An 18046-nucleotide genomic window follows, 5' to 3' on the forward strand; every position below is an offset into this window, starting at 1 on the left:
GGCCCTCTTTTCCCGCGACGCATCTCGTCGCTTTTCCGCCATCCGCACCCTTGCAACAGCAAATGCGAATTCTTTACACTTGATTTACATTTACAAATCATTACTATTCGTGACCTCCAAATACAACAAAGAGTCACCTGTAATGGCAAAAAAGTCTGTTGCCCCAGCATCCATTTCCATGCTGGGCCTGCTGGTTGTGCCTGCTGTTCATGCGGCCGTTCAACCTGAATCGCAGGGTTCCCTCGCCTTGCCCGCCACTGCCGTCACCAGCGCCTACGAGCAGCAAAGCTACAAGGCCAGCGAAAGCCGCAGCGCCATGAAGATCGACGCCCCGCTGCGCGACATCCCGCAAACCGTCAACGTCGTGCCCGAAAGCGTGATCAAGGACCAGGGCGCGCAGTCCATGGAAGATGTGTTGAAGAACGTGCCCGGCGTCGGCCTGTCCAACGGCGACGGCCAGCGCGACCAGGTGACCATTCGCGGCTTCAGCGCCATTGGCGACATGTACATCGACGGCGTGCGCGACGACGCCCTGTACTTCCGTGACCTGTCCAACATCGAGCGGGTCGAGGTGATCAAGGGCCCTGCCGCCGTGCTGTACGGCCGTGGCTCTTCGGGCGGCCTGATCAACAGCATCAGCAAGAAGCCGAGCTTCACGCCCAAGCGTGAAGTCGGCATGAGCTTCGACAGCGAAGGCAAGCGCCGCACCCAGTTCGACACCGGCTGGGCCGACCCGCAAAGCAACCAGGCCTACCGCGTGACCGGTGCCTTCGAGGACAGCGACACCTTCCGCGACGATGGCTACATCGACCGCAAGGCCATCGCGCCATCGGCCTACTTCCGCCTCTCCGACGACCTGGAACTGAACCTGGGCGCCACCTACCTGTACGACAAGCGCCTGATCGACTTTGGTATCCCTGCCCTTGGCAACCGCCCGGTAGATGTGGACCGCGACAAGCGCTTCGGCTCCGGCGATGCCGACCAGGACTACGCCCGCAGCGAGGTGTTCTCGCTGACTGCGAGCCTTGATTACCGCATCAATGACGACTTCACCCTGACCAACACCAGCCGTTACTACCGCTACGACCTGGACCGCAACAACACCTTGGCCGACAGCAGCCCGACGCGATTCGTCACCGCGCCCAACGGCGAACTGCTGGTCAAGCTCAACCGCGGCAACGTCGCCCGCGACGAGTACGGCGTGTTCAACCAGACCGAGCTCAAGCAACAGGCGCAGCTTGCCGGTATGCAGCACAACCTGCTGTATGGCGTGGAAGTGGGCTTCCAGGACAAGCACCAGCGAGTGCTGAGCCAGAACAACGTGGCCCAGGTGCCGGTGTACCGCGACGCCTTGGTGCCGGTACCGGAACATGCCGCCAACCTGTCGTCCAAAGGCACCAACTTCCAGCAGACCACTGGCCTGTATGTGCAGGACATGATCGAACTGAACGAACACTGGAAGGCCTTGGTCGGTGTGCGTTACGACATCTTTGGCCAGGAATACGACGATGACCGCGCGCAGAACGTGGACCTCGACCGTACCGACAAGACCTGGAGCCCGCGTGCCGGCCTGGTCTACCAACCGGATAACATCCAGTCCTACTATGTGTCGGTCAGCCGCAGCTACCAGCCTTCGGGCGAAGTGTTCGCGGTCAGCCCGACCAACCAGCACCTGGAGCCGGAAGAAACCACCAACTACGAAATCGGCGCCAAATGGGACCTGCTCGACAGCCGCCTGTCGGTGACCGCAGCGGTATTCCGCCTCGAGCGCACCAACATGAAAACCGCCGACCCTGCCAACCCCAACCTGACCGTGCTGGCCGGCGAACAGCGCACCGACGGCTTCGAAGCCACCGTCAGCGGGCAGCTCACGGACAAGTGGCAGATCTACGCCGGCTACGCCTACCTGGATGCCGAAATCACCAAGTCCAACAGCAAGACCAACGGCGTGGCCAACGAAGGCCAGACCCCTACCCTGACGCCGCGTAACAGCGCCAACGTCTGGCTGGTGCGTACCCTGACCCCGCAATGGCGGGTGGCCGCCGGCGCCAACTACGTCGACGAGCGCTACACCGCACTCGACAACGTGGTGGTGATGCCGGGCTACACCACCTTCGACGCCGCGCTGCTGTACAGCGTGCCGCAGTGGGATGCCGCGCTGCGCCTGAAGAACGTGTTCGACCGCGACTACTATGCCTCCGCGCACGGTTCGGTGAACCTGATCACCCCGGGTGCACCGCGTACGCTGGAAGCCAGCTTCAACTACCGGTTCTGATCATTGCGCCAGGCGCAAGGCCTTGCCAGGGTGCAAAGGCCTTGCGCTGCTTATCTGGTGCAACGCAAGCGTTCACCGCTTCGCTTGAATGCAATATCCTGCACAGTGCATGGCACCGGCTTTGCCGGTGTTCGCGGCGGTTTATCACCTCGATAAACCCGCCCCCACAGGGACAGCACCTTGCTCGCAATTGCAGAGTCCTGCCCTCGGTAAGGAAAGCATTATGAGCAGTAAACCGACTCGCCCCTACGCATCATGGACGCTGGCCACACTGCTCGCCTTCAGCCTGGCGCTCACCGCCGGCTGTTCCAGCAAAGCCGGCAAGGTCCGGTATGCGACGCCCGCAACAGGCTCCAACTGTTTCGCCAAAGCCGTGCCCACCACCGGCGAAGGCGGCCTCGCGTGGGGCAATACGCTGAGTATTGCCCGGCAAAAATCGCTGAACAACTGCGTGCGCTATGCAAGCCGGTCAGGGGGCACACCGAAGACTTGCCAGGTGGTGATGGCCAAGTGCAAGAATTGAGCGCTTGGCCCGTGGGTTCAACCTCGAATGATCACCACTTCAAGGTATTCACTCGGCACCACCAACGACGACTCGCCCCCCACATTGCTTTCATTCAACAATTGCGTCAGATTCCGCTCCAGCGCCTCCGCCGCCTCCGGTTCCAGCGAGGCAAACGCCTTGTGCACCGGCCCGTACCAGGTGCGGAACACCTCGATGAAATGCGCCGCCGAGCGATAGCGGAAGTTGAAGTGCTGGCGGTTGACTTTCAATTCGCCCAGCGCGCCCTCGAACATCCCGCGCAACTGCTCTTCATCACCCCAGCGCGAGGGCGGTAGAGCCCCGGCTGGTGGCGGTACGTGCCGCCCGAGGGTCTTGAACATCTGCCCGACGAAGCCTTGCGGGGTCCAGTTGGCCAGCCCGATGCGGCCGCCGGGCCGGCACACTCGAGCCAACTCGCGCGCAGCCTGGGCCTGGTCGGGGGCAAACATGACGCCGAAAGTGGAAAGCACGGCATCGAAGGTGCCGTCGGCAAACGGCAAGGCTTCGGCATCGGCAGTCTGGAACACCACGTTGAGGTGCTCGGCCCGCGCCCGTTCTTCACCGCGCTTGAGCAGTTCGGGCACATAGTCGGTGGAAGTGACCCGGCAACCGCGCCGGGCGGCGGCCAGGGTGGCATTGCCGTTGCCGGCGGCGACGTCCAGTACCTGCTCATCCCAGCGCAGGTCACAGGCTTCTGCCAGGCGCTCGCCAACCAGTTGCAGGGTTGTGCCGATTACCGCGTAGTCGCCACTGGCCCATGCAGCTTGCTGGCGGGCTTTGAGGGCATTGGTATCCAAAGGGGTGCTCATGGTCTGCGCCTTCTTGTCGTGCGCGGCCGAGGTCCTTCTGGCGGTCAACGCGCCATGGATTCAGGGGATGGGAACAAAACGCTACGCGCCTGGCAGGCGAAGCGGCAAGAAATAATAAGCGGTGAAGCAAGATCGATTTGGTGTAAACACCAGCGATGAAAGACCTATGAGCTCTATTGGCTCATGCTACCCCTGTGGGAGCGGCCTTGTGTCGCGAAAGGGCCGCACAGCGGCCCCAGCAATATTCGCGTCACCGCAGAAATCCTGGGGCTGCTACGCAGCCCTTTCGCGACACAAGGCCGCTCCCACAAGGCTTGTTCTGCGAGGGAAAGAATACCTGTCAGCTATCAGGCGAACTTGGCCCGGGCCGCGTGCAGCTTCTTGTAGCTTTCGATCAGGCGCAGGTGGCGGTCGAGGCCTTCGAGCTTCATGCTGGTCGGGGTCAGGCCATGGAAGCGCACGCTGCCGTCTACCGAACCCAGCACCGCGTCCATGCGCGGGTTACCGAACATGCGGCGGAAGTTGGCTTCGTAGTCGTCCATTTCCAGTTCATCGTCCAGCAGCACTTCCAGCACCACGTTCAGCGCCTGGTAGAACAGGCCACGCTCGACGGTGTTGTCGTTGAACTGCAGGAACGCCTCGACCAGTTCCTTGGCTTCCTCGAAGCGCTGTACCGCCAGGCAGATCAGCAACTTCAACTCGAGAATGGTCAGCTGGCCCCACACCGTGTTCTCGTCGAACTCCACTCCAATCAGCGTGGTGATGGTGGTGTAGTCATCCACATCGCAGTTGTCCAGGCGCTTGAGCAGCAGCTTGAGGGAACGGTTGTCCAGGCTGTGCAGGTTGAGGATGTCGGCGCGGAACGACAAGGCGCGGTTGGTGTTGTCCCAGATCAGGTCCTCGACCGGGTAGATCTCCGAGTAACCCGGCACCAGGATGCGGCAGGCGGTGGCGCCGAGGTTGTCGTACACCGCCATGTACACTTCCTTGCCCAGGTCTTCGAGGATGCCGAACAGGGTCGCGGCTTCCTGCACGTTGGAATCCTCGCCGTGGCCGGAGAAGTCCCACTCGACGAACTCGAAGTCGGCCTTGGCACTGAAGAAGCGCCACGACACCACGCCGCTGGAGTCGATGAAGTGTTCGACGAAGTTGTTCGGCTCGGTCAGCGCGTGGCTTTCGAAGGTCGGTTGCGGCAGGTCGTTCAAGCCTTCGAAGCTGCGGCCCTGCAGCAGTTCGGTGAGGCTGCGCTCCAGCGCCACTTCCAGGCTCGGGTGGGCACCGAACGAGGCGAACACGCCGCCGGTGCGCGGGTTCATCAAGGTCACGCACATCACCGGGAACTCGCCCCCCAGCGACGCATCCTTGACCAGCACCGGGAAGCCCTGCTCCTCCAGGCCCTGGATGCCGGCGACAATGGCCGGGTACTTGGCCAGCACCTCCTGCGGCACATCCGGCAGGCACAGCTCGCCTTCGAGGATTTCGCGCTTCACCGCGCGCTCGAAGATTTCCGACAGGCACTGCACCTGCGCCTCGGCCAGGGTGTTGCCGGCGCTCATGCCGTTGCTGAGGAACAGGTTTTCGATCAGGTTGGACGGGAAGTACACCACCTGCTGGTCGGACTGGCGCACGAACGGCAACGAGCAGATACCGCGCGCGGTGTTGCCCGAATTGGTGTCGTACAGGTGCGAGCCACGCAGCTCGCCGTCCGGGTTATAGATTGCCAGGCAGTACTCATCGAGGATCTCGGCCGGCAGCGCATCGCGTGGGCCGGGTTTGAACCACTGCTCGTTCGGGTAGTGCACGAACGGCGCGTTGGCCAGGTCCTCGCCCCAGAACTGGTCGTTATAGAAGAAGTTGCAGTTAAGGCGCTCGATGAACTCGCCCAGCGCCGAGGCCAGCGCGGCCTCCTTGGTCGCGCCCTTGCCGTTGGTGAAGCACATCGGCGACTGGGCGTCGCGCACATGCAGCGACCACACATTGGGCACGATGTTGCGCCACGAGGCGATCTCGATCTTCATCCCCAGCCCGGCGAGGATGCCCGACATGTTGGCGATGGTCTGCTCAAGCGGCAGGTCCTTGCCGGCGATGTAAGTGCTGGTGTCCGCCACCGGCATCAGCAGGCCCTGGGCATCGGCATCGAGGTTGTCGACCACTTCGATCACGAACTCGGGGCCGGTCTGCACCACCTTCTTCACCGTGCAACGGTCGATGGAGCGCAGGATGCCCTGGCGGTCCTTCTCGGAAATGTCCTCGGGCAGCTCGACCTGGATCTTGAAGACCTGGTTGTAGCGGTTTTCCGGGTCGACGATGTTGTTCTGCGACAGGCGAATGTTTTCGGTGGGGATGTCGCGGGTCTGGCAGTACAGCTTGACGAAGTAAGCCGCGCACAAGGCCGAAGACGCCAGGAAATAGTCGAACGGCCCCGGCGCCGAGCCATCACCCTTGTAACGGATCGGTTGGTCGGCGATCACCGTGAAGTCATCGAACTTGGCTTCGAGACGGAGATTGTCGAGAAAATTGACCTTGATTTCCATGCGGGATTACCGTGATTTAAGCGTGCAAAACGAAATTGGCCGGCATTATCCGGGTTTTTCTGCCGGAAGTCCTGTTTGCCTGTACCGGCCCTATCGCCGGCAAGCCAGCTCCCACAGGAACTGCACATGACTTGCGGTCGATACGGTCGAGGTGGGAGCCGGCTTGCTGGCGATAGGACCGGTACAGACTTGCGTATTCCACCGAATTGCTTGCCTGATCCTCTGAACCTGCCCCGCCAGCAGACCAGCGGTCACCTCGCTGTGCTAGCGTTTCTGCACTGGGGAGCACCGTACTCCCCACTCAGAAGAAACCAAGCGACAGCAACCGTTGACGGGCAGGTGAACCATGGAACTACGCATCAACCAGAAGACCTACCAGGTCGAGGCAGACGCCGACACGCCCCTGCTATGGGTGATCCGCGATGACCTGGGGCTGACCGGCACCAAGTATGGCTGCGGCCTGGCCCAGTGCGGCGCCTGTTCGGTGCTGGTAGACGGCAACGTGGTGCGCGCCTGCGTCACCCCGGTGGCCGGCGTGGTCGGACGCGAGGTGACCACCATCGAGGCGATCGAGGCCGATGCCGTCGGCAAACGGGTGGTCGCGGCCTGGGTCGAGCACCAGGTGGCCCAGTGCGGCTACTGCCAGTCCGGTCAGGTAATGGCGGCCACGGCGCTGCTCAAGCATACGCCCAAGCCCAGTGACGCACAGATCGAAGCAGCCATGGTCAACCTGTGCCGCTGCGGTACCTACAATGCCATCCATGTCGCCATGCATGAGTTGGCCCAAGGGGAGAAGGCCTGATGAACACACCAGTCGATACCCCCGCCGAACTGCTGAAGCTGCAACGGGGCGAAACGGTCAACCTGTCGCGTCGGCGCTTTCTTGCCGGTACGGCTGTCGGTGCTCTGGTGCTGGGTTTCGGCCTGCCCATGGGGTCGGCCCGCGTGCAGGCAGCCGCCGCAGCAACCCCGGAGCGCGGCACCCAGGTGCCGGCGTTTCTGGAGATCCGTCCGGACGGCAAAGTACGCCTGCTCAGCCCGTTCATGGAAGGTGGCCAAGGCCCCTTCACCGCCATGGCGCAGATCGTTGGTGAAGAGCTGGACGTCGACCCGGCCAATTTCGTGGTCGACAGCGCGCCGCCCGGAGAAGCCTATGTAGTGATGGAAAACGGCATGCGCATCACCGGCGGCAGCATGTCGGTGCGCATGAGCTACCCGACCATGCGCCGCCTGGGCGCCCTCGCCCGGGCCATGCTGCTACAGGCGGGCGCCGAGCAGCTGGGCGTGCCGGTCGAAGAACTCTCCACCACACCGGGTCATGTAGAACATACCACGACTGGCCGCTCCATCCCCTACGGTGAGCTGGCCGGGCGTGCCATGGACCTGCCGGTGCCGGACCCGGCCAGCGTCAAGCTGCGCGACCCCAGCCAGTTTCGCTGGATCGGCAAACCGGTACGTCGCCTGGATGCCTACGACAAGTCCACCGGCAAGGCTGTGTACAGCATCGATATCAAAGTCGACGGCATGCTCCACGCTGCCGTGCAGCACGCGCCACGCCTGGGCATGACCGTCGGCAGCCTGCGCAACGAAGACCAGGTCAAGGCCATGAAGGGCGTGCATTCGGTGCATCAGTTGCCTGGCGCCGTGGCCGTGGTTGCCGAACGCTGGTGGCACGCCAAGCGCGCGGTCGAAGCCATCCAGGTGGACTGGAAGGAGCCCGCGGCCGACAGCCCGGTACGGCCGATGCCGGCCGACTTTTCCAGCGATGGCTGGCGCGAACACCTGGCCACGGTCACGGGCCCGGCGCGCGACGACGAAAACCAGGGCGATGTGGCCGGCATGCTGGCCAGTGCCAAGACCCAAGTCGAGGCAACCTACCACAACCAGTACCTCAACCACGCCCAGCTGGAACCGCCGTCGGCACTGGCGCGCTTCAACCCGGACGGCACCCTGGAAGTGTGGCTGCCCAACCAGGCGCCAGACATGTTCCGTGACGACATTGCCAAGCGCACCGGCCTGGCCCCGGCGCAGATCATCTTGCACTCGCCGTTGCTGGGCGGTTTCTTTGGTCGCCACTTCCTGTACGACTCGGCCAATCCCTACCCCCAGGCCATTGCCTTGGCCAAGGCGGTCGGCCGGCCGGTGAAACTCATCTGGAGCCGTGAGGAAGAATTCCTCCGCGATGTGCTGCGCCCGGTCGCCGTGGTGAAGTTCCGCGCCGGGCTGGATGCCGACGGCCTGCCGGTGGCCCTCGAAGCAGTGAGCGCCACCGAAGGCCCGACCGAAGCCATCGCTGGCAAGCAAGGCGAGAAGCTCGACCCGACCGCGCTCGAAGGGCTGTCGGGCAAGTCCTACGCGATCGCCAACAAGCGCATCGCGCAGATCTACGTGAAAGGCCCGGCCATGCTCGGCTACTGGCGCTCGGTGGGCAACTCGCTGAACGACTTCTTCTATGAGTCGTTCCTCGACGAACTGGCCGACAAAGGCGGCAAGGACCCGTTCGAACTGCGCCTGCACCTGCTGCGCGACAACCCGCGCCTTACCACCCTGTTGCAGGCCGTCGCCGAGCTTTCCGGCGGCTGGAAGCGTGGGCCGTTCACCGCCGAGGACGGCAGCAAGCGAGCACGTGGCGTGGCCATGGCCTCGCCGTTCGGCTCGGAGGCAGCGGTCATTGCCGAGGTGTCGATCGAGAACGGCCAGGTCAAGGTGCACGACATCTGGCAGGCCATCGACCCGGGCAGCATCGTCAACCCGGCGATCATCGAGCATCAGGTCAACGGCGCCGTCGCCCTGGGCCTGTCGCAGACGCTGCTGGAAGAAGCGGTGTACGTGGATGGCAAGCCGCGCGCGCGCAACTACGACCTGTACCCGATCCTGCCGCCATCGCGGATGGCCAGGGTGCATGTGCGCATTGTCGAGAGCGGGGCGAAGATGGGCGGTATCGGCGAGCCACCGTTGCCCGCGGTGGCACCGGCGGTGGCCAACGCAGTCGCGCAGCTCACCGGCCAGCGCGTGCGCAGCCTGCCATTGAGCCGCCATACCTTCAGCTGAGCACACAAGGACGCCCCATGACCCATCGCTTCGCAAGAACCGCTTGCTGGCTGGCACTGCCGTGCCTGGTCGCGGCAGGCCTGCTGGCCTGGTACGTCACCCGCGAGCCCACCTCGCCATTTGCCGATGCGCAGACCACCGCTGCCGACCCGGCGCTGGTCAGCCGTGGCGAGTACGTAGCCCGCCTCAGCGACTGCGTGGCCTGCCACAGCCTGCCCGACGGCAAACCGTTCGCCGGCGGCCTGGAAATGGCCACCCCGCTGGGCGCGATCCACGCCACCAACATCACTCCCGAGCGCAGCACCGGTATCGGTGACTACAGCCTGGCCGACTTCGACCGTGCCGTCCGCCAGGGCGTCGCGCCGGGTGGCCGGCGGTTGTACCCGGCCATGCCCTACCCTTCCTACGCCAAGCTCAGCGATGACGATGTAAAGGCGCTGTACGCCTTCTTCATGCACGGCGTGCAACCCGTGCAGCAAGCCAACCTTGCCAGCGACATTCCCTGGCCGCTGAACTGGCGCTGGCCCATTGCCGTGTGGAACGGCCTGTTCGCCGCCACCACGCCATACGCCGAGCATGCCGGGCAGGATGCACAGTGGAACCGCGGTGCCTACATCGTCCAGGGCCCTGGCCACTGCGGCAGCTGCCATACCCCGCGCGGCCTGGCCTTCAACGAAAAGGCCCTGGATGACAGCGGCAAGCCGTTCCTTGCTGGTGCCCTGCTCGACGGTTGGTATGCACCGAGCCTGCGTGCCGACCCCAACACCGGGCTGGGGCGCTGGAGCGAGGCCGAGATCGCGCAGTTCCTCAAGACCGGACGCAACCGGCATGCGGTGGTATTCGGCTCGATGACCGAGGCGTTCAACAACTCTACGCAGTTCATGAGTGACGAGGACCTGGCCGCCATTGCCCGCTACCTGAAGTCGCTACCCGGCGACCCGCAACGCGACGGTGCGCCGTGGCAGTACCAGGCCGAATCGACGCCAGCGTGGCTCGACAGGCCTGGGGCGCATACCTATGCAACCCGCTGTGCGTCGTGCCACGGCCTGGACGGCAAGGGCCAGGCCGAATGGATGCCACCCTTGGCCGGCGCCACCTCGGCACTGGCCAGGGAAGACGCATCGGCGATCAATATCACCCTCAATGGTTCGCAGCGGGTGGTGACGGCCGGGTTGCCCGATGCCTATCGCATGCCGGCTTTCCGTGAGCAACTGAGTGACCAGGAAATTGCCGATGTGCTGGGTTTCGTGCGCAGCGCCTGGGGCAACAAGGGTGGCGCGGTGAATGCGCAGGCGGTGGGCAAGTTGCGCGGGCATACCGACCCGGCCAGTAGTAGCCCGATCATTTTGCATATGCGCTGAATTTGGTGGCTGTGCCGGCCTCTTCGCGGGTGAACCCGCTCCCACAGGATTTGCACCGCTCCTAAGACCTGTGCAGTACCTGTGGGAGCGGGTTCACCCGCGAAGAGGCCGGCACACACCCCCCTTGAACATCAGGTTTAATGGAGTCCCCATGGAAAGCATCGACCTGCTGGTCCTGCGCACCACCCGAGACTGGCTCGCCGCCGGCCACTGCACCCTGCTCGCCACGGTCGCCCGCACCTGGGGTTCCTCCCCTCGCCCGGTTGGCTCGATGATGGCTCTGCGCAGCGATGGCCGTGTGGTCGGCAGTGTCTCTGGCGGCTGCATCGAGGACGACCTCATTCACCGCTACACCAGCGCCTACGGCGGCCCCGGCATGCCCGGCGGGCTGCCCCAGGTGGTGCGCTATGGCGTCAGTGCCGACGAGGCCCACCGCTTCGGCCTGCCCTGCGGCGGCACCCTCGAACTGGTATTGGAATTCGCCCCGTCGCTGCCACATCTCGAGCAACTGCTCGCCGGCCTCGACGGCGGCAACCTGGTACGCCGTGGGCTCGACCTGGGCAGCGGCAAAGCCAGCCTCACCGCCACCAACACGCCCGAACTGTTCAGCTTCGATGGCCGGCACATGCTCAGTACCCTGGGCCCCGGCTACCGCCTGCTGCTGATCGGTGCCGGCGCGCTCGCCGAATACCTGGCGACCATGGCCCTGTTCAATGGCTTCAGCGTTTCACTGTGCGACCCGCGCCCCGAGTACACGGCAGGCTGGAACGTTGCCGGCGTCAACCACCTGGCCGGCATGCCGGACGACGTGGTCCGCGCCTTCGCCCCGGACCTGCGCAGCGCCATCGTCGCTGTCAGCCACGACCCCAAGCTGGACGACCTGGCCCTGCTCGAAGCCCTGCACAGCCCGGCGTTCTATATCGGTGCCATCGGCTCACGGCGCAACAGCCAGCTGCGCCGCGAGCGGCTGATCGAACACTTTGGTGAAAGCGAAGCGTCGTTGCAGCGCCTGCACGGCCCGATCGGCATTTATATCGGTAGCAAGACCCCAGCCGAAATTGCCGTCAGCGTCATGGCCGAGATCCTTGCGGCGAAGAACAATGTCAGCCTGCCCGGCGCGGTCAGCGTGACCCAGGCCAAGGAAGCCAAGCAGCTGGTGCAGCCCCTGTAGGAGCGGCCTTGTGTCGCGATGGGGCGCGAAGCGGCCCCTGTTTTCAGCTTCGCCGCAGATATAGCCGGGGCCGCTGCGCGCCCCATCGCGACACAAGGCCGCTCCTACAAGGGACCGCATACCAGGCTGCAATTTATTGCCACCGCTCCAGGTTTTGCTGCAACAGCTGCTCCGGCAACGCCCCGGCAACGATCTTTTCCATCTCCCTCGCCAGCGCCTCACGCAGCTTCGGCTGGTTACAGGGCGAGTCATGCGACAGCGCCAGGTACAGCCCTTCGCTGGATATCGGTGGCTCCAGCACCTGTACTGTGTCTGCAATCCCCAAGGTGCGCGTCAGCGCCAAGCCGGGATACTGTTCGTACACCACGTAATCGCTGCGCTTGTGCATCAACTTCTCGAATGCCTGCCTGGCACCGGGTACCGCTTCGAGGGTGAGGTTGGCCCGGGCGTAATCGTCGAACTGCTGGCCGTGGCTGTTGTTGACCAGCGTGCCGCCTTTGCGGCCCTTCAGGTCGGCCCATTGCCGGTAGGCAAAGGTATTGTCCTGGCGCACCCAGACAACGCTTGGGGTATGCAGGAATGCCGGGGCAATGAAGTCCATCTGCTGCTGACGGGCCTTGGTCAGGAAATACCCGGCCATCAGGTCGATCCGGCCCGTGCGCACCTCTTCCTGGGCGCGCGACCAAGGCCCGCCATAGACCACCTCGATTTCCAGCCCCAGTTGCTTGCCCAGGTACTTGAGCAGGTCGGCATTGGCACCGATCAGTTGCCGGGGGTTTTGCGGGTCGCGCCACAGGTAGGGGGGGTACTCCGGGTTGCCGGTGGCAGTCAGCCGCCGGCATTCCTCGTGCCCTACCGCCGCCAGCGGCAGCAGCAGGCACGACAACAGCAGCAAAGCGTGGCGAAAGCAGCGCTCGATCATCGACAACCCTCGGCACATGTAACATCCGCAGACCCGGAGCGGTGGCCAAAGGCTGCCACATCCTGTGGTCGACTGCAGCACCCATCTGTGCGTGCTGCAGATAGTCTGGACCATGTATGGCCATCAGGTTGGCCTTTCATCGGTCAGGGGAGCGCCCCTCGGTCTTCAGGCCCCCTGCCGGCGCATCGCCAGGATCGCCGCGCCAAAACCGATGAAGGTCGTGCCCACCACCCTGCTCACCCAGCGCGACAGCGACGGCCGGGTCAGCACGCCCTTGGCCCGTGCCGCCAGCGCGGCATACAGGCTCAGCGAAACCAGCGACAATGCTACGAATATCCCGGTCAGGATCAGGAACTGCGGCAGCAGGGCCGCCCCCTGGTCGATGAACTGCGGGAACAGTGCGGTGAAGAACATGGTCGCCTTGGGGTTGGTCACTGCCGTGAGAAACGCCGACTTGTAAAGTTTAAGCGGCGTGGGCCGGGCCTTGGTCATACCCTCTGCGGCGCCCTGCACCAGCATCGGGCTCTTTTTCAGCAATTGCCGCGCCCCCAGGTAGAACAGGTAGCCCGCCCCCAGGATCTTCACGGCGTTGAACAGTACTTCAGAACTGGCCAGCAGCGCCCCCAAGCCCAGCATGGCGGCTGCCGACAGGCAGAACAGGCCCGAGCCATTGCCCAGCGACGACCAGATCGCGCTGCGTTGGCCATGGGCCAGGCTGTTGTTGATGGCCATCAGTGTGGCTGGGCCAGGGCTGGCGATCGCGATTGCAGCGACCAGGGTAAAAGCGAACAGCGAGTGAGAATCCATTTCAGGCTCGTCAGACAGTCAGGAAAGGCCGCGCGCAAAAGGCGCAGGTTCAGTCGGCATTCTGCCGCTTGGCCGCCTTCTTGGCGATAGCCTTCATCCGCGTTGCCGCCCGCTGCACGGTGGCCATCTTCTCGGGGCGCTTCATGCCCCGCCATTTGCGGATTTCCTCACGGGTACGACCGCAGCTCACGCACAGCTCGCTATTGAGCTGGCACAGCGAGACGCAGGGGTTGTCGATGTCTTTGGCCATGCCGCCACTCAGCCAGGCAATTCTGCCTGCGCGCGCTCGGCGGCGCTGTGGAACACCTGGCGCACTTCCTCGGCCTTGACCTTGCTGACCGATCGGGCAGCCAGCAGCTCGTCGACCACGCGCAAGCCCTGCTCCACGGCGGTGGCCAGTTGATCGCGGTCGGAGGCATCAGCGATATCACCCAGATAAGGAGCGATGAGATACACGTAACGGTCCTGCAGCTTGAGCGCTTCCAGCGCGTCGAGGGCTTTCTGGAACCGATCGGCAGCGGCAGGGCTCATGCTCAATTTATCGAAGTGAATCAGGCTCACACGGTCAGTGGCCATTTGGACGAATCTCCGTTTCCTGGTACGGCCAGGTCCACAAGCAGCAGCGCTTCTACGGTGCTCGGATGTGCAGGCCCGGGGAATGCCCATCAGGGTACCAGAACGCGAAGCAGAAAGGGTCATCCCCCCCAGAACTAAAAGTATTTGGCAGGTCGCGTAATGGACGCCCCGAGGCGTTATCGGGACAGGAGCCGCCGTTTCGTGCGCAGGATAATCGCGCCAGCAATCTCCTCGCCGAGACAGTCATCGAACTCGGTCGCCCACACAACTACAAGCCTGCACCAGCAGGTAAGCCGAAAAGGGGCCTCATCATTCATGGCAAAGGAACACATCACCGAAACGCTCGACCTTGGCGTGACGGACCCCTCGAAAACCGCAGAAGCACGCCAGGACCGGCATTTCGAGGGCAAGCTTGACTGGATCGTCTTTGGTTTCACCAGCCTCCTGGCAATCGCTTTCGTCCTCTGGGGCTTCCTCAACCAGGCCAGCCTCGCCAGCAGAGCCTCCAGCGCGCAATCCTGGGTCATACTCAACTTCGGCTGGTTCTTCGTGCTTACTTCCTCGCTGTTCGTGGTGTTCGTGCTGTGGCTGGCCGCCAGTCGTTACGGCCGGGTCCCGCTGGGCCGTGATGGCGAGCAGCCAGAATTCCGCACGGTGTCCTGGGTGGCGATGATGTTCAGCGCCGGCATGGGCATCGGCCTGATGTTCTTCGGCGTTGCCGAACCGCTGTCGCACTATGTGTCGCCACCACCAGCGACGACCGCCGGGCAGTCCAGCGAAGCGATGCAGGTGGCCATGGCCACCACGCTGTTCCACTGGACCCTGCACCCTTGGGCCATGTACGCCATCGTCGGTCTGGTAATTGCCTATGGCACCTTCCGCCGCGGCCGTTCGCAGCTCATCTCCGCCGCCTTCCGGCCGTTGATCGGCAAGCATGCCAACGGCCCGCTCGGCCGCCTGATCGACATGATGGCGATCTTCGCCACGCTGTTCGGTTCGGCGGCCTCGCTGGGCCTGGGCGCGCTGCAGATCGCTGGTGGCCTGGAATACAACGGCTGGATCGAAAGCCCCGGCAAACTGTTCTACATCTCGATCATCACCCTGCTGACCATCGCCTTCGTCACCTCGGCGGTGTCGGGCATCGGCAAGGGTATCCAGTGGCTGTCCAACACCAACATGGTGCTGGCGCTGGTGCTGGCGGTGTTCGTGTTCATGGTCGGCCCGACCCTGCTGATGCTCAACCTGTTGCCAACCTCGATTGGCATCTACGTCAAGATGCTGCCTGAAATGATGGCCCGCACCAATGCCAGCGGCGGTGAACAGATGAACAGCTGGCTGGCCGGCTGGACCGTGTTCTACTGGGCCTGGTGGATTTCCTGGACGCCGTTCGTGGGCATGTTCATCGCCCGCATCAGCCGCGGCCGCACCATCCGCCAGTTCGTTACCGGGGTGCTGCTGGTACCGAGCCTGGTCAGCCTTGTGTGGTTCACCATCTTTGGCGGCGCGAGTATCGAAGCCCTGCGCGAAGGCGCCTTCCAGCTGGCCAATGGCACGGTCAACAGCAACCACGCGTTGTACCAGTTGCTGGACAGCTACCCGCTGGCCTCGGCGACATCCGTGCTGGTGATGGTTCTGGTGGGTATCTTCTTCGTCTCCGGTGCCGATGCGGCCTCGCTGGTGATGGGCACGCTGTCCGAACACGGCACTACCACGCCATCACGGCGCACGGTGATCTTCTGGGGTGCGCTGACCGGTACGGTGGCGGCGATCATGCTGGCAATCGGCGACCCGCGCGATCCTGGTGAGGCGCTGACCGGCCTGCAGAACCTGACCATCGTCGTGGCCCTGCCGTTCGTGGTGGTGATGGTGCTGCTTTGCCTGGCGCTGTACCGCGACCTGCGCAAGGACCCGATGATGCTGCGCCACCTGCGCGGCAACGAACTGATCGAAAAGGCCGTGTTGTATGGCGCGGTGAAGCATGGCGAAGAGTTCTACATTGTGGTGCAGGAGAAGAAGGCTTCGGCCAAACCGACGTCGGCAGAGGCTGAAGTGACCGGCAACTGATTGGGCAAGCCTGTGAGATCGGGGCTGCTGCGCAGCCCTTCGCAGGCACAGCGTGAGCCGCAAGCTTGCGCTGTACCTGTGGGAACGGGTTCACCCGCGAAGCAGGCGGCGCGGTCAGCCCTTCAACGCCGCCTCTATCCTGGCCACATCGATCTTGCCCATCTGCATCATCGCCTCGAACGCCCGCTTGGCCGCCGCCCGGTCGGGGTGGCCGATGGCTTCGATGAGGATGCGCGGGGTGATCTGCCACGAAATCCCCCATTTATCCTTGCACCAGCCGCAGACGCTGGCCTCGCCGCCATTACCGACGATGGCATCCCACAAGCGGTCGGTCTCTGCCTGATCCTCGGTGCTGACCTGGAATGAAAATGCCTCACAATGGGTGAAGGCCTTACCTCCATTGAGCCCCACGCAGGGGATCCCCATGACGGTGAACTCCACCGTGATCACGTCGCCCTCCCTGCCCGACGGGTAATCACTCGGCGCCTTGTGCAGGGCTACTACCTTGCTGTCGGGAAAGACCCTGGCGTAGAAGCTCGCCGCCTCCTCGGCGTCGTTGTCGTACCAGAGGCAGACGGTGTTCCTGGCAGTCATGGCCTTGCTCCATGAAAGAGTGTGAGCCTATGAGTCTAGCCCGAGTTGCCGGATGGGTCGCTGCAACATCCTGCAGACATTTCCGACACCAGGTAGTGAACCCGCTTACCAAAAAACGGTCTTTCGCTGACGGTCAACCCACCGACCGGTTCATCGGCCCAGTCACCGGGCCTACTTTTGTCCTGTTTCAGCGAAGACCCAACATGCCCGATTCCCGCCTAACTGCTTCCGCCCTCACTGCCCTGCGCGGCGGCCTGATCGCCAGCCTGGTGACCCTTGCCGCGCCGGTGCACGCCGAAGAGCCTGCCAGCGATGCACGCTGGGTCAGCGATAGCCTGAGCACCTATGTGCGCAGCGGCCCCACCGATGGCCACCGCATTGTCGGTACGCTCAAGTCCGGGCAGAAGCTGACCCTGATCGGCACCCAGGGCAACTACAGCCAGGTGCGCGGGCAGAACGGCGATTTGGTATGGATTCTCAGCAACGACCTGCAGTCGGTGCCAGGCCAGAGCGAACGCCTGCCGCAGTTAGATGCCCAGGTCGCGGACCTGACCGGGCAGCTGAAGAACATCGACGACAGCTGGAAGAACCGCGTGCAGGGCATGCAGGAAACCCTCGATTCACGCAAGAAGCTGATAGACGAACTGGAAGCACGCAACAAGGCGCTGAATGAGCAGCTTGACCAGAGCCAGTCGCAGCTGCGCGATACCCAGGCGCGCCTGGGGGACGAGAACAAGCAGGTGATGATGCGCTACATGGTGTATGGCGGCAGCATTGCCGGCGCGGGCTTGCTGGCGGGGCTGATCCTGCCGGCGCTGACCCGTGGGCGCCGGAAAAACGATCGCTGGTTCTGACTGGGCTTTCCTGTACTGGCCTCTTCGCGGGCTTGCCCGCTCCCACAGGTACCGCGCTGGCCTTGAGCCTGATGGAGATGCTGTGGGAGCGGGTTTACCCGCGAAGGGGCCAGTAAGGGCTTACCTGCTACGTGCTTTGTTGTAAATGGTCTTGGCCAGGTCCGCCGAGGCCTGACACTGAGTCATATCACCCTTGGCCTGAGCATCCTTGGCATTTTGCAGGTGGACTTTGAAGTCATGGGCCATGCCGCCATGCATTGCCTGGCCACTGGCCTTGTCGAAATCCTCAAGTTCCTTGATCTTGGCCGCACAGTTGCTCGCCGGGTCTGCGTGTGCGGCAAAACTGAGGACCGAGGCAATCACCAGCAAAGGTATGCATTTCGTGGATTTCATGGAGCGTTCTCCTGGAAAACCTGAAGGGTCGTCGAGATGACATTGGCTCGACGCAGCAAACAGCATAGTCGGCCATACGCCCCGGCGCCTC

At 63.6% G+C, this 18046-nt stretch carries 16 protein-coding genes; 8 read left to right on the forward strand and 8 right to left on the reverse strand.

Going from position 1 to position 18046, the window contains the following annotated elements; all coding sequences use genetic code 11:
- The first annotated feature begins 142 nt into the window (after nucleotides 1-142).
- Together J5M58_RS18360 and J5M58_RS18365 are read left to right on the forward strand one after the other, a co-directional pair.
- Nucleotides 143-2275 carry a TonB-dependent siderophore receptor gene (locus J5M58_RS18360; RefSeq protein WP_181457347.1) on the forward strand — a complete coding sequence of 711 codons (2133 nt, stop codon included), beginning with the start codon at nucleotides 143-145 and terminating at the stop codon, nucleotides 2273-2275.
- A 223-nt stretch (nucleotides 2276-2498) separates the two neighbouring features.
- Nucleotides 2499-2798 carry a hypothetical protein gene (locus tag J5M58_RS18365; protein WP_112252604.1) on the forward strand — a complete coding sequence of 100 codons (300 nt, stop codon included), beginning with the start codon at nucleotides 2499-2501 and terminating at the stop codon, nucleotides 2796-2798.
- A 17-nt stretch (nucleotides 2799-2815) separates the two neighbouring features.
- On the opposite strand, the gene J5M58_RS18370 is transcribed toward J5M58_RS18365, so the two are convergent.
- Nucleotides 2816-3628 (reverse strand): class I SAM-dependent methyltransferase, encoded by an 813-nt coding sequence (locus tag J5M58_RS18370; RefSeq protein ID WP_112252605.1) that lies wholly within the window; start codon nucleotides 3626-3628, stop codon nucleotides 2816-2818.
- Nucleotides 3629-3975: 347 nt separating this feature from the next.
- Entirely contained in the window at nucleotides 3976-6162 is a 2187-nt protein-coding gene (locus tag J5M58_RS18375) for an OsmC domain/YcaO domain-containing protein (protein WP_207879025.1), read from the reverse strand.
- A gap of 346 nt (nucleotides 6163-6508) precedes the next feature.
- Here J5M58_RS18375 and J5M58_RS18380 point away from each other — a divergent pair, with 346 nt between their 5' ends.
- From J5M58_RS18380 to J5M58_RS18395, 4 genes are all read left to right on the forward strand, one after another.
- On the forward strand, nucleotides 6509-6964 hold the full coding sequence (locus J5M58_RS18380; protein ID WP_112252607.1) for a (2Fe-2S)-binding protein: 456 nt from the start codon (nucleotides 6509-6511) through the stop codon (nucleotides 6962-6964).
- On the forward strand, nucleotides 6964-9213 hold the full coding sequence (locus J5M58_RS18385) for a molybdopterin cofactor-binding domain-containing protein (RefSeq protein ID WP_207879027.1): 2250 nt from the start codon (nucleotides 6964-6966) through the stop codon (nucleotides 9211-9213). The genes J5M58_RS18380 and J5M58_RS18385 overlap by 1 nt, the downstream gene beginning before the upstream one ends.
- Nucleotides 9214-9230: 17 nt before the next feature.
- Complete coding sequence (locus J5M58_RS18390; RefSeq protein ID WP_207879029.1) at nucleotides 9231-10574, forward strand: cytochrome c; 1344 nt, start codon at nucleotides 9231-9233, stop codon at nucleotides 10572-10574.
- Between the two features lie 151 nt (nucleotides 10575-10725).
- Nucleotides 10726-11745: an XdhC family protein gene (locus J5M58_RS18395; protein WP_207879031.1), complete on the forward strand. Its 1020-nt coding sequence runs from the start codon at nucleotides 10726-10728 to the stop codon at nucleotides 11743-11745.
- A 133-nt stretch (nucleotides 11746-11878) separates the two neighbouring features.
- Here J5M58_RS18395 and J5M58_RS18400 read toward each other — a convergent pair whose 3' ends face one another.
- From J5M58_RS18400 to J5M58_RS18415, 4 genes are all read right to left on the reverse strand, one after another.
- Entirely contained in the window at nucleotides 11879-12667 is a 789-nt protein-coding gene (locus J5M58_RS18400; protein ID WP_112252611.1) for an ABC transporter substrate-binding protein, read from the reverse strand.
- 165 nt (nucleotides 12668-12832) lie between these two features.
- Nucleotides 12833-13474 (reverse strand): LysE family translocator, encoded by a 642-nt coding sequence (locus J5M58_RS18405; RefSeq protein ID WP_112252612.1) that lies wholly within the window; start codon nucleotides 13472-13474, stop codon nucleotides 12833-12835.
- Nucleotides 13475-13523: 49 nt separating this feature from the next.
- Nucleotides 13524-13724, reverse strand: coding sequence for a DUF1289 domain-containing protein (locus J5M58_RS18410; RefSeq protein WP_112252613.1), 201 nt, complete (start codon nucleotides 13722-13724; stop codon nucleotides 13524-13526).
- 8 nt (nucleotides 13725-13732) lie between these two features.
- Nucleotides 13733-14050, reverse strand: coding sequence for a hypothetical protein (locus tag J5M58_RS18415; RefSeq protein ID WP_112252614.1), 318 nt, complete (start codon nucleotides 14048-14050; stop codon nucleotides 13733-13735).
- A gap of 315 nt (nucleotides 14051-14365) precedes the next feature.
- Here J5M58_RS18415 and J5M58_RS18420 point away from each other — a divergent pair, with 315 nt between their 5' ends.
- Complete coding sequence (locus J5M58_RS18420; RefSeq protein WP_112252615.1) at nucleotides 14366-16114, forward strand: BCCT family transporter; 1749 nt, start codon at nucleotides 14366-14368, stop codon at nucleotides 16112-16114.
- 114 nt (nucleotides 16115-16228) lie between these two features.
- Here the strand turns inward: J5M58_RS18420 and J5M58_RS18425 are convergent, their stop codons facing one another.
- Nucleotides 16229-16708, reverse strand: coding sequence for a VOC family protein (locus tag J5M58_RS18425; protein ID WP_112252616.1), 480 nt, complete (start codon nucleotides 16706-16708; stop codon nucleotides 16229-16231).
- 203 nt (nucleotides 16709-16911) lie between these two features.
- On the opposite strand from J5M58_RS18425, the gene J5M58_RS18430 reads away from it, so the two are divergent.
- Nucleotides 16912-17562, forward strand: coding sequence for a TIGR04211 family SH3 domain-containing protein (locus J5M58_RS18430; RefSeq protein WP_112252617.1), 651 nt, complete (start codon nucleotides 16912-16914; stop codon nucleotides 17560-17562).
- Nucleotides 17563-17682: 120 nt separating this feature from the next.
- On the opposite strand, the gene J5M58_RS18435 is transcribed toward J5M58_RS18430, so the two are convergent.
- Entirely contained in the window at nucleotides 17683-17955 is a 273-nt protein-coding gene (locus J5M58_RS18435; RefSeq protein ID WP_196178189.1) for a hypothetical protein, read from the reverse strand.
- Nucleotides 17956-18046 lie beyond the last annotated feature (91 nt).

Source organism: Pseudomonas sp. 32_A (assembly GCF_017490905.1).
GTDB classification, from domain to species: Bacteria; Pseudomonadota; Gammaproteobacteria; order Pseudomonadales; family Pseudomonadaceae; genus Aquipseudomonas; species Aquipseudomonas inefficax.

What these genes read in the sequence shown, in the direction of transcription:
- J5M58_RS18420 (WP_112252615.1), top strand. Translation starts at nt 14,366, where the DNA reads ATGGCAAAGGAACACATCACCGAAACGCTCGACCTTGGCGTGACGGAC.
- J5M58_RS18400 (WP_112252611.1), bottom strand. Translation starts at nt 12,667, where the DNA reads ATGATCGAGCGCTGCTTTCGCCACGCTTTGCTGCTGTTGTCGTGCCTG.
- J5M58_RS18410 (WP_112252613.1), bottom strand. Translation starts at nt 13,724, where the DNA reads ATGGCCAAAGACATCGACAACCCCTGCGTCTCGCTGTGCCAGCTCAAT.
- J5M58_RS18365 (WP_112252604.1), top strand. Translation starts at nt 2,499, where the DNA reads ATGAGCAGTAAACCGACTCGCCCCTACGCATCATGGACGCTGGCCACA.
- J5M58_RS18430 (WP_112252617.1), top strand. Translation starts at nt 16,912, where the DNA reads ATGCCCGATTCCCGCCTAACTGCTTCCGCCCTCACTGCCCTGCGCGGC.
- J5M58_RS18380 (WP_112252607.1), top strand. Translation starts at nt 6,509, where the DNA reads ATGGAACTACGCATCAACCAGAAGACCTACCAGGTCGAGGCAGACGCC.
- J5M58_RS18385 (WP_207879027.1), top strand. Translation starts at nt 6,964, where the DNA reads ATGAACACACCAGTCGATACCCCCGCCGAACTGCTGAAGCTGCAACGG.
- J5M58_RS18390 (WP_207879029.1), top strand. Translation starts at nt 9,231, where the DNA reads ATGACCCATCGCTTCGCAAGAACCGCTTGCTGGCTGGCACTGCCGTGC.
- J5M58_RS18415 (WP_112252614.1), bottom strand. Translation starts at nt 14,050, where the DNA reads ATGGCCACTGACCGTGTGAGCCTGATTCACTTCGATAAATTGAGCATG.
- J5M58_RS18370 (WP_112252605.1), bottom strand. Translation starts at nt 3,628, where the DNA reads ATGAGCACCCCTTTGGATACCAATGCCCTCAAAGCCCGCCAGCAAGCT.
- J5M58_RS18395 (WP_207879031.1), top strand. Translation starts at nt 10,726, where the DNA reads ATGGAAAGCATCGACCTGCTGGTCCTGCGCACCACCCGAGACTGGCTC.
- J5M58_RS18425 (WP_112252616.1), bottom strand. Translation starts at nt 16,708, where the DNA reads ATGACTGCCAGGAACACCGTCTGCCTCTGGTACGACAACGACGCCGAG.
- J5M58_RS18405 (WP_112252612.1), bottom strand. Translation starts at nt 13,474, where the DNA reads ATGGATTCTCACTCGCTGTTCGCTTTTACCCTGGTCGCTGCAATCGCG.
- J5M58_RS18375 (WP_207879025.1), bottom strand. Translation starts at nt 6,162, where the DNA reads ATGGAAATCAAGGTCAATTTTCTCGACAATCTCCGTCTCGAAGCCAAG.
- J5M58_RS18435 (WP_196178189.1), bottom strand. Translation starts at nt 17,955, where the DNA reads ATGAAATCCACGAAATGCATACCTTTGCTGGTGATTGCCTCGGTCCTC.
- J5M58_RS18360 (WP_181457347.1), top strand. Translation starts at nt 143, where the DNA reads ATGGCAAAAAAGTCTGTTGCCCCAGCATCCATTTCCATGCTGGGCCTG.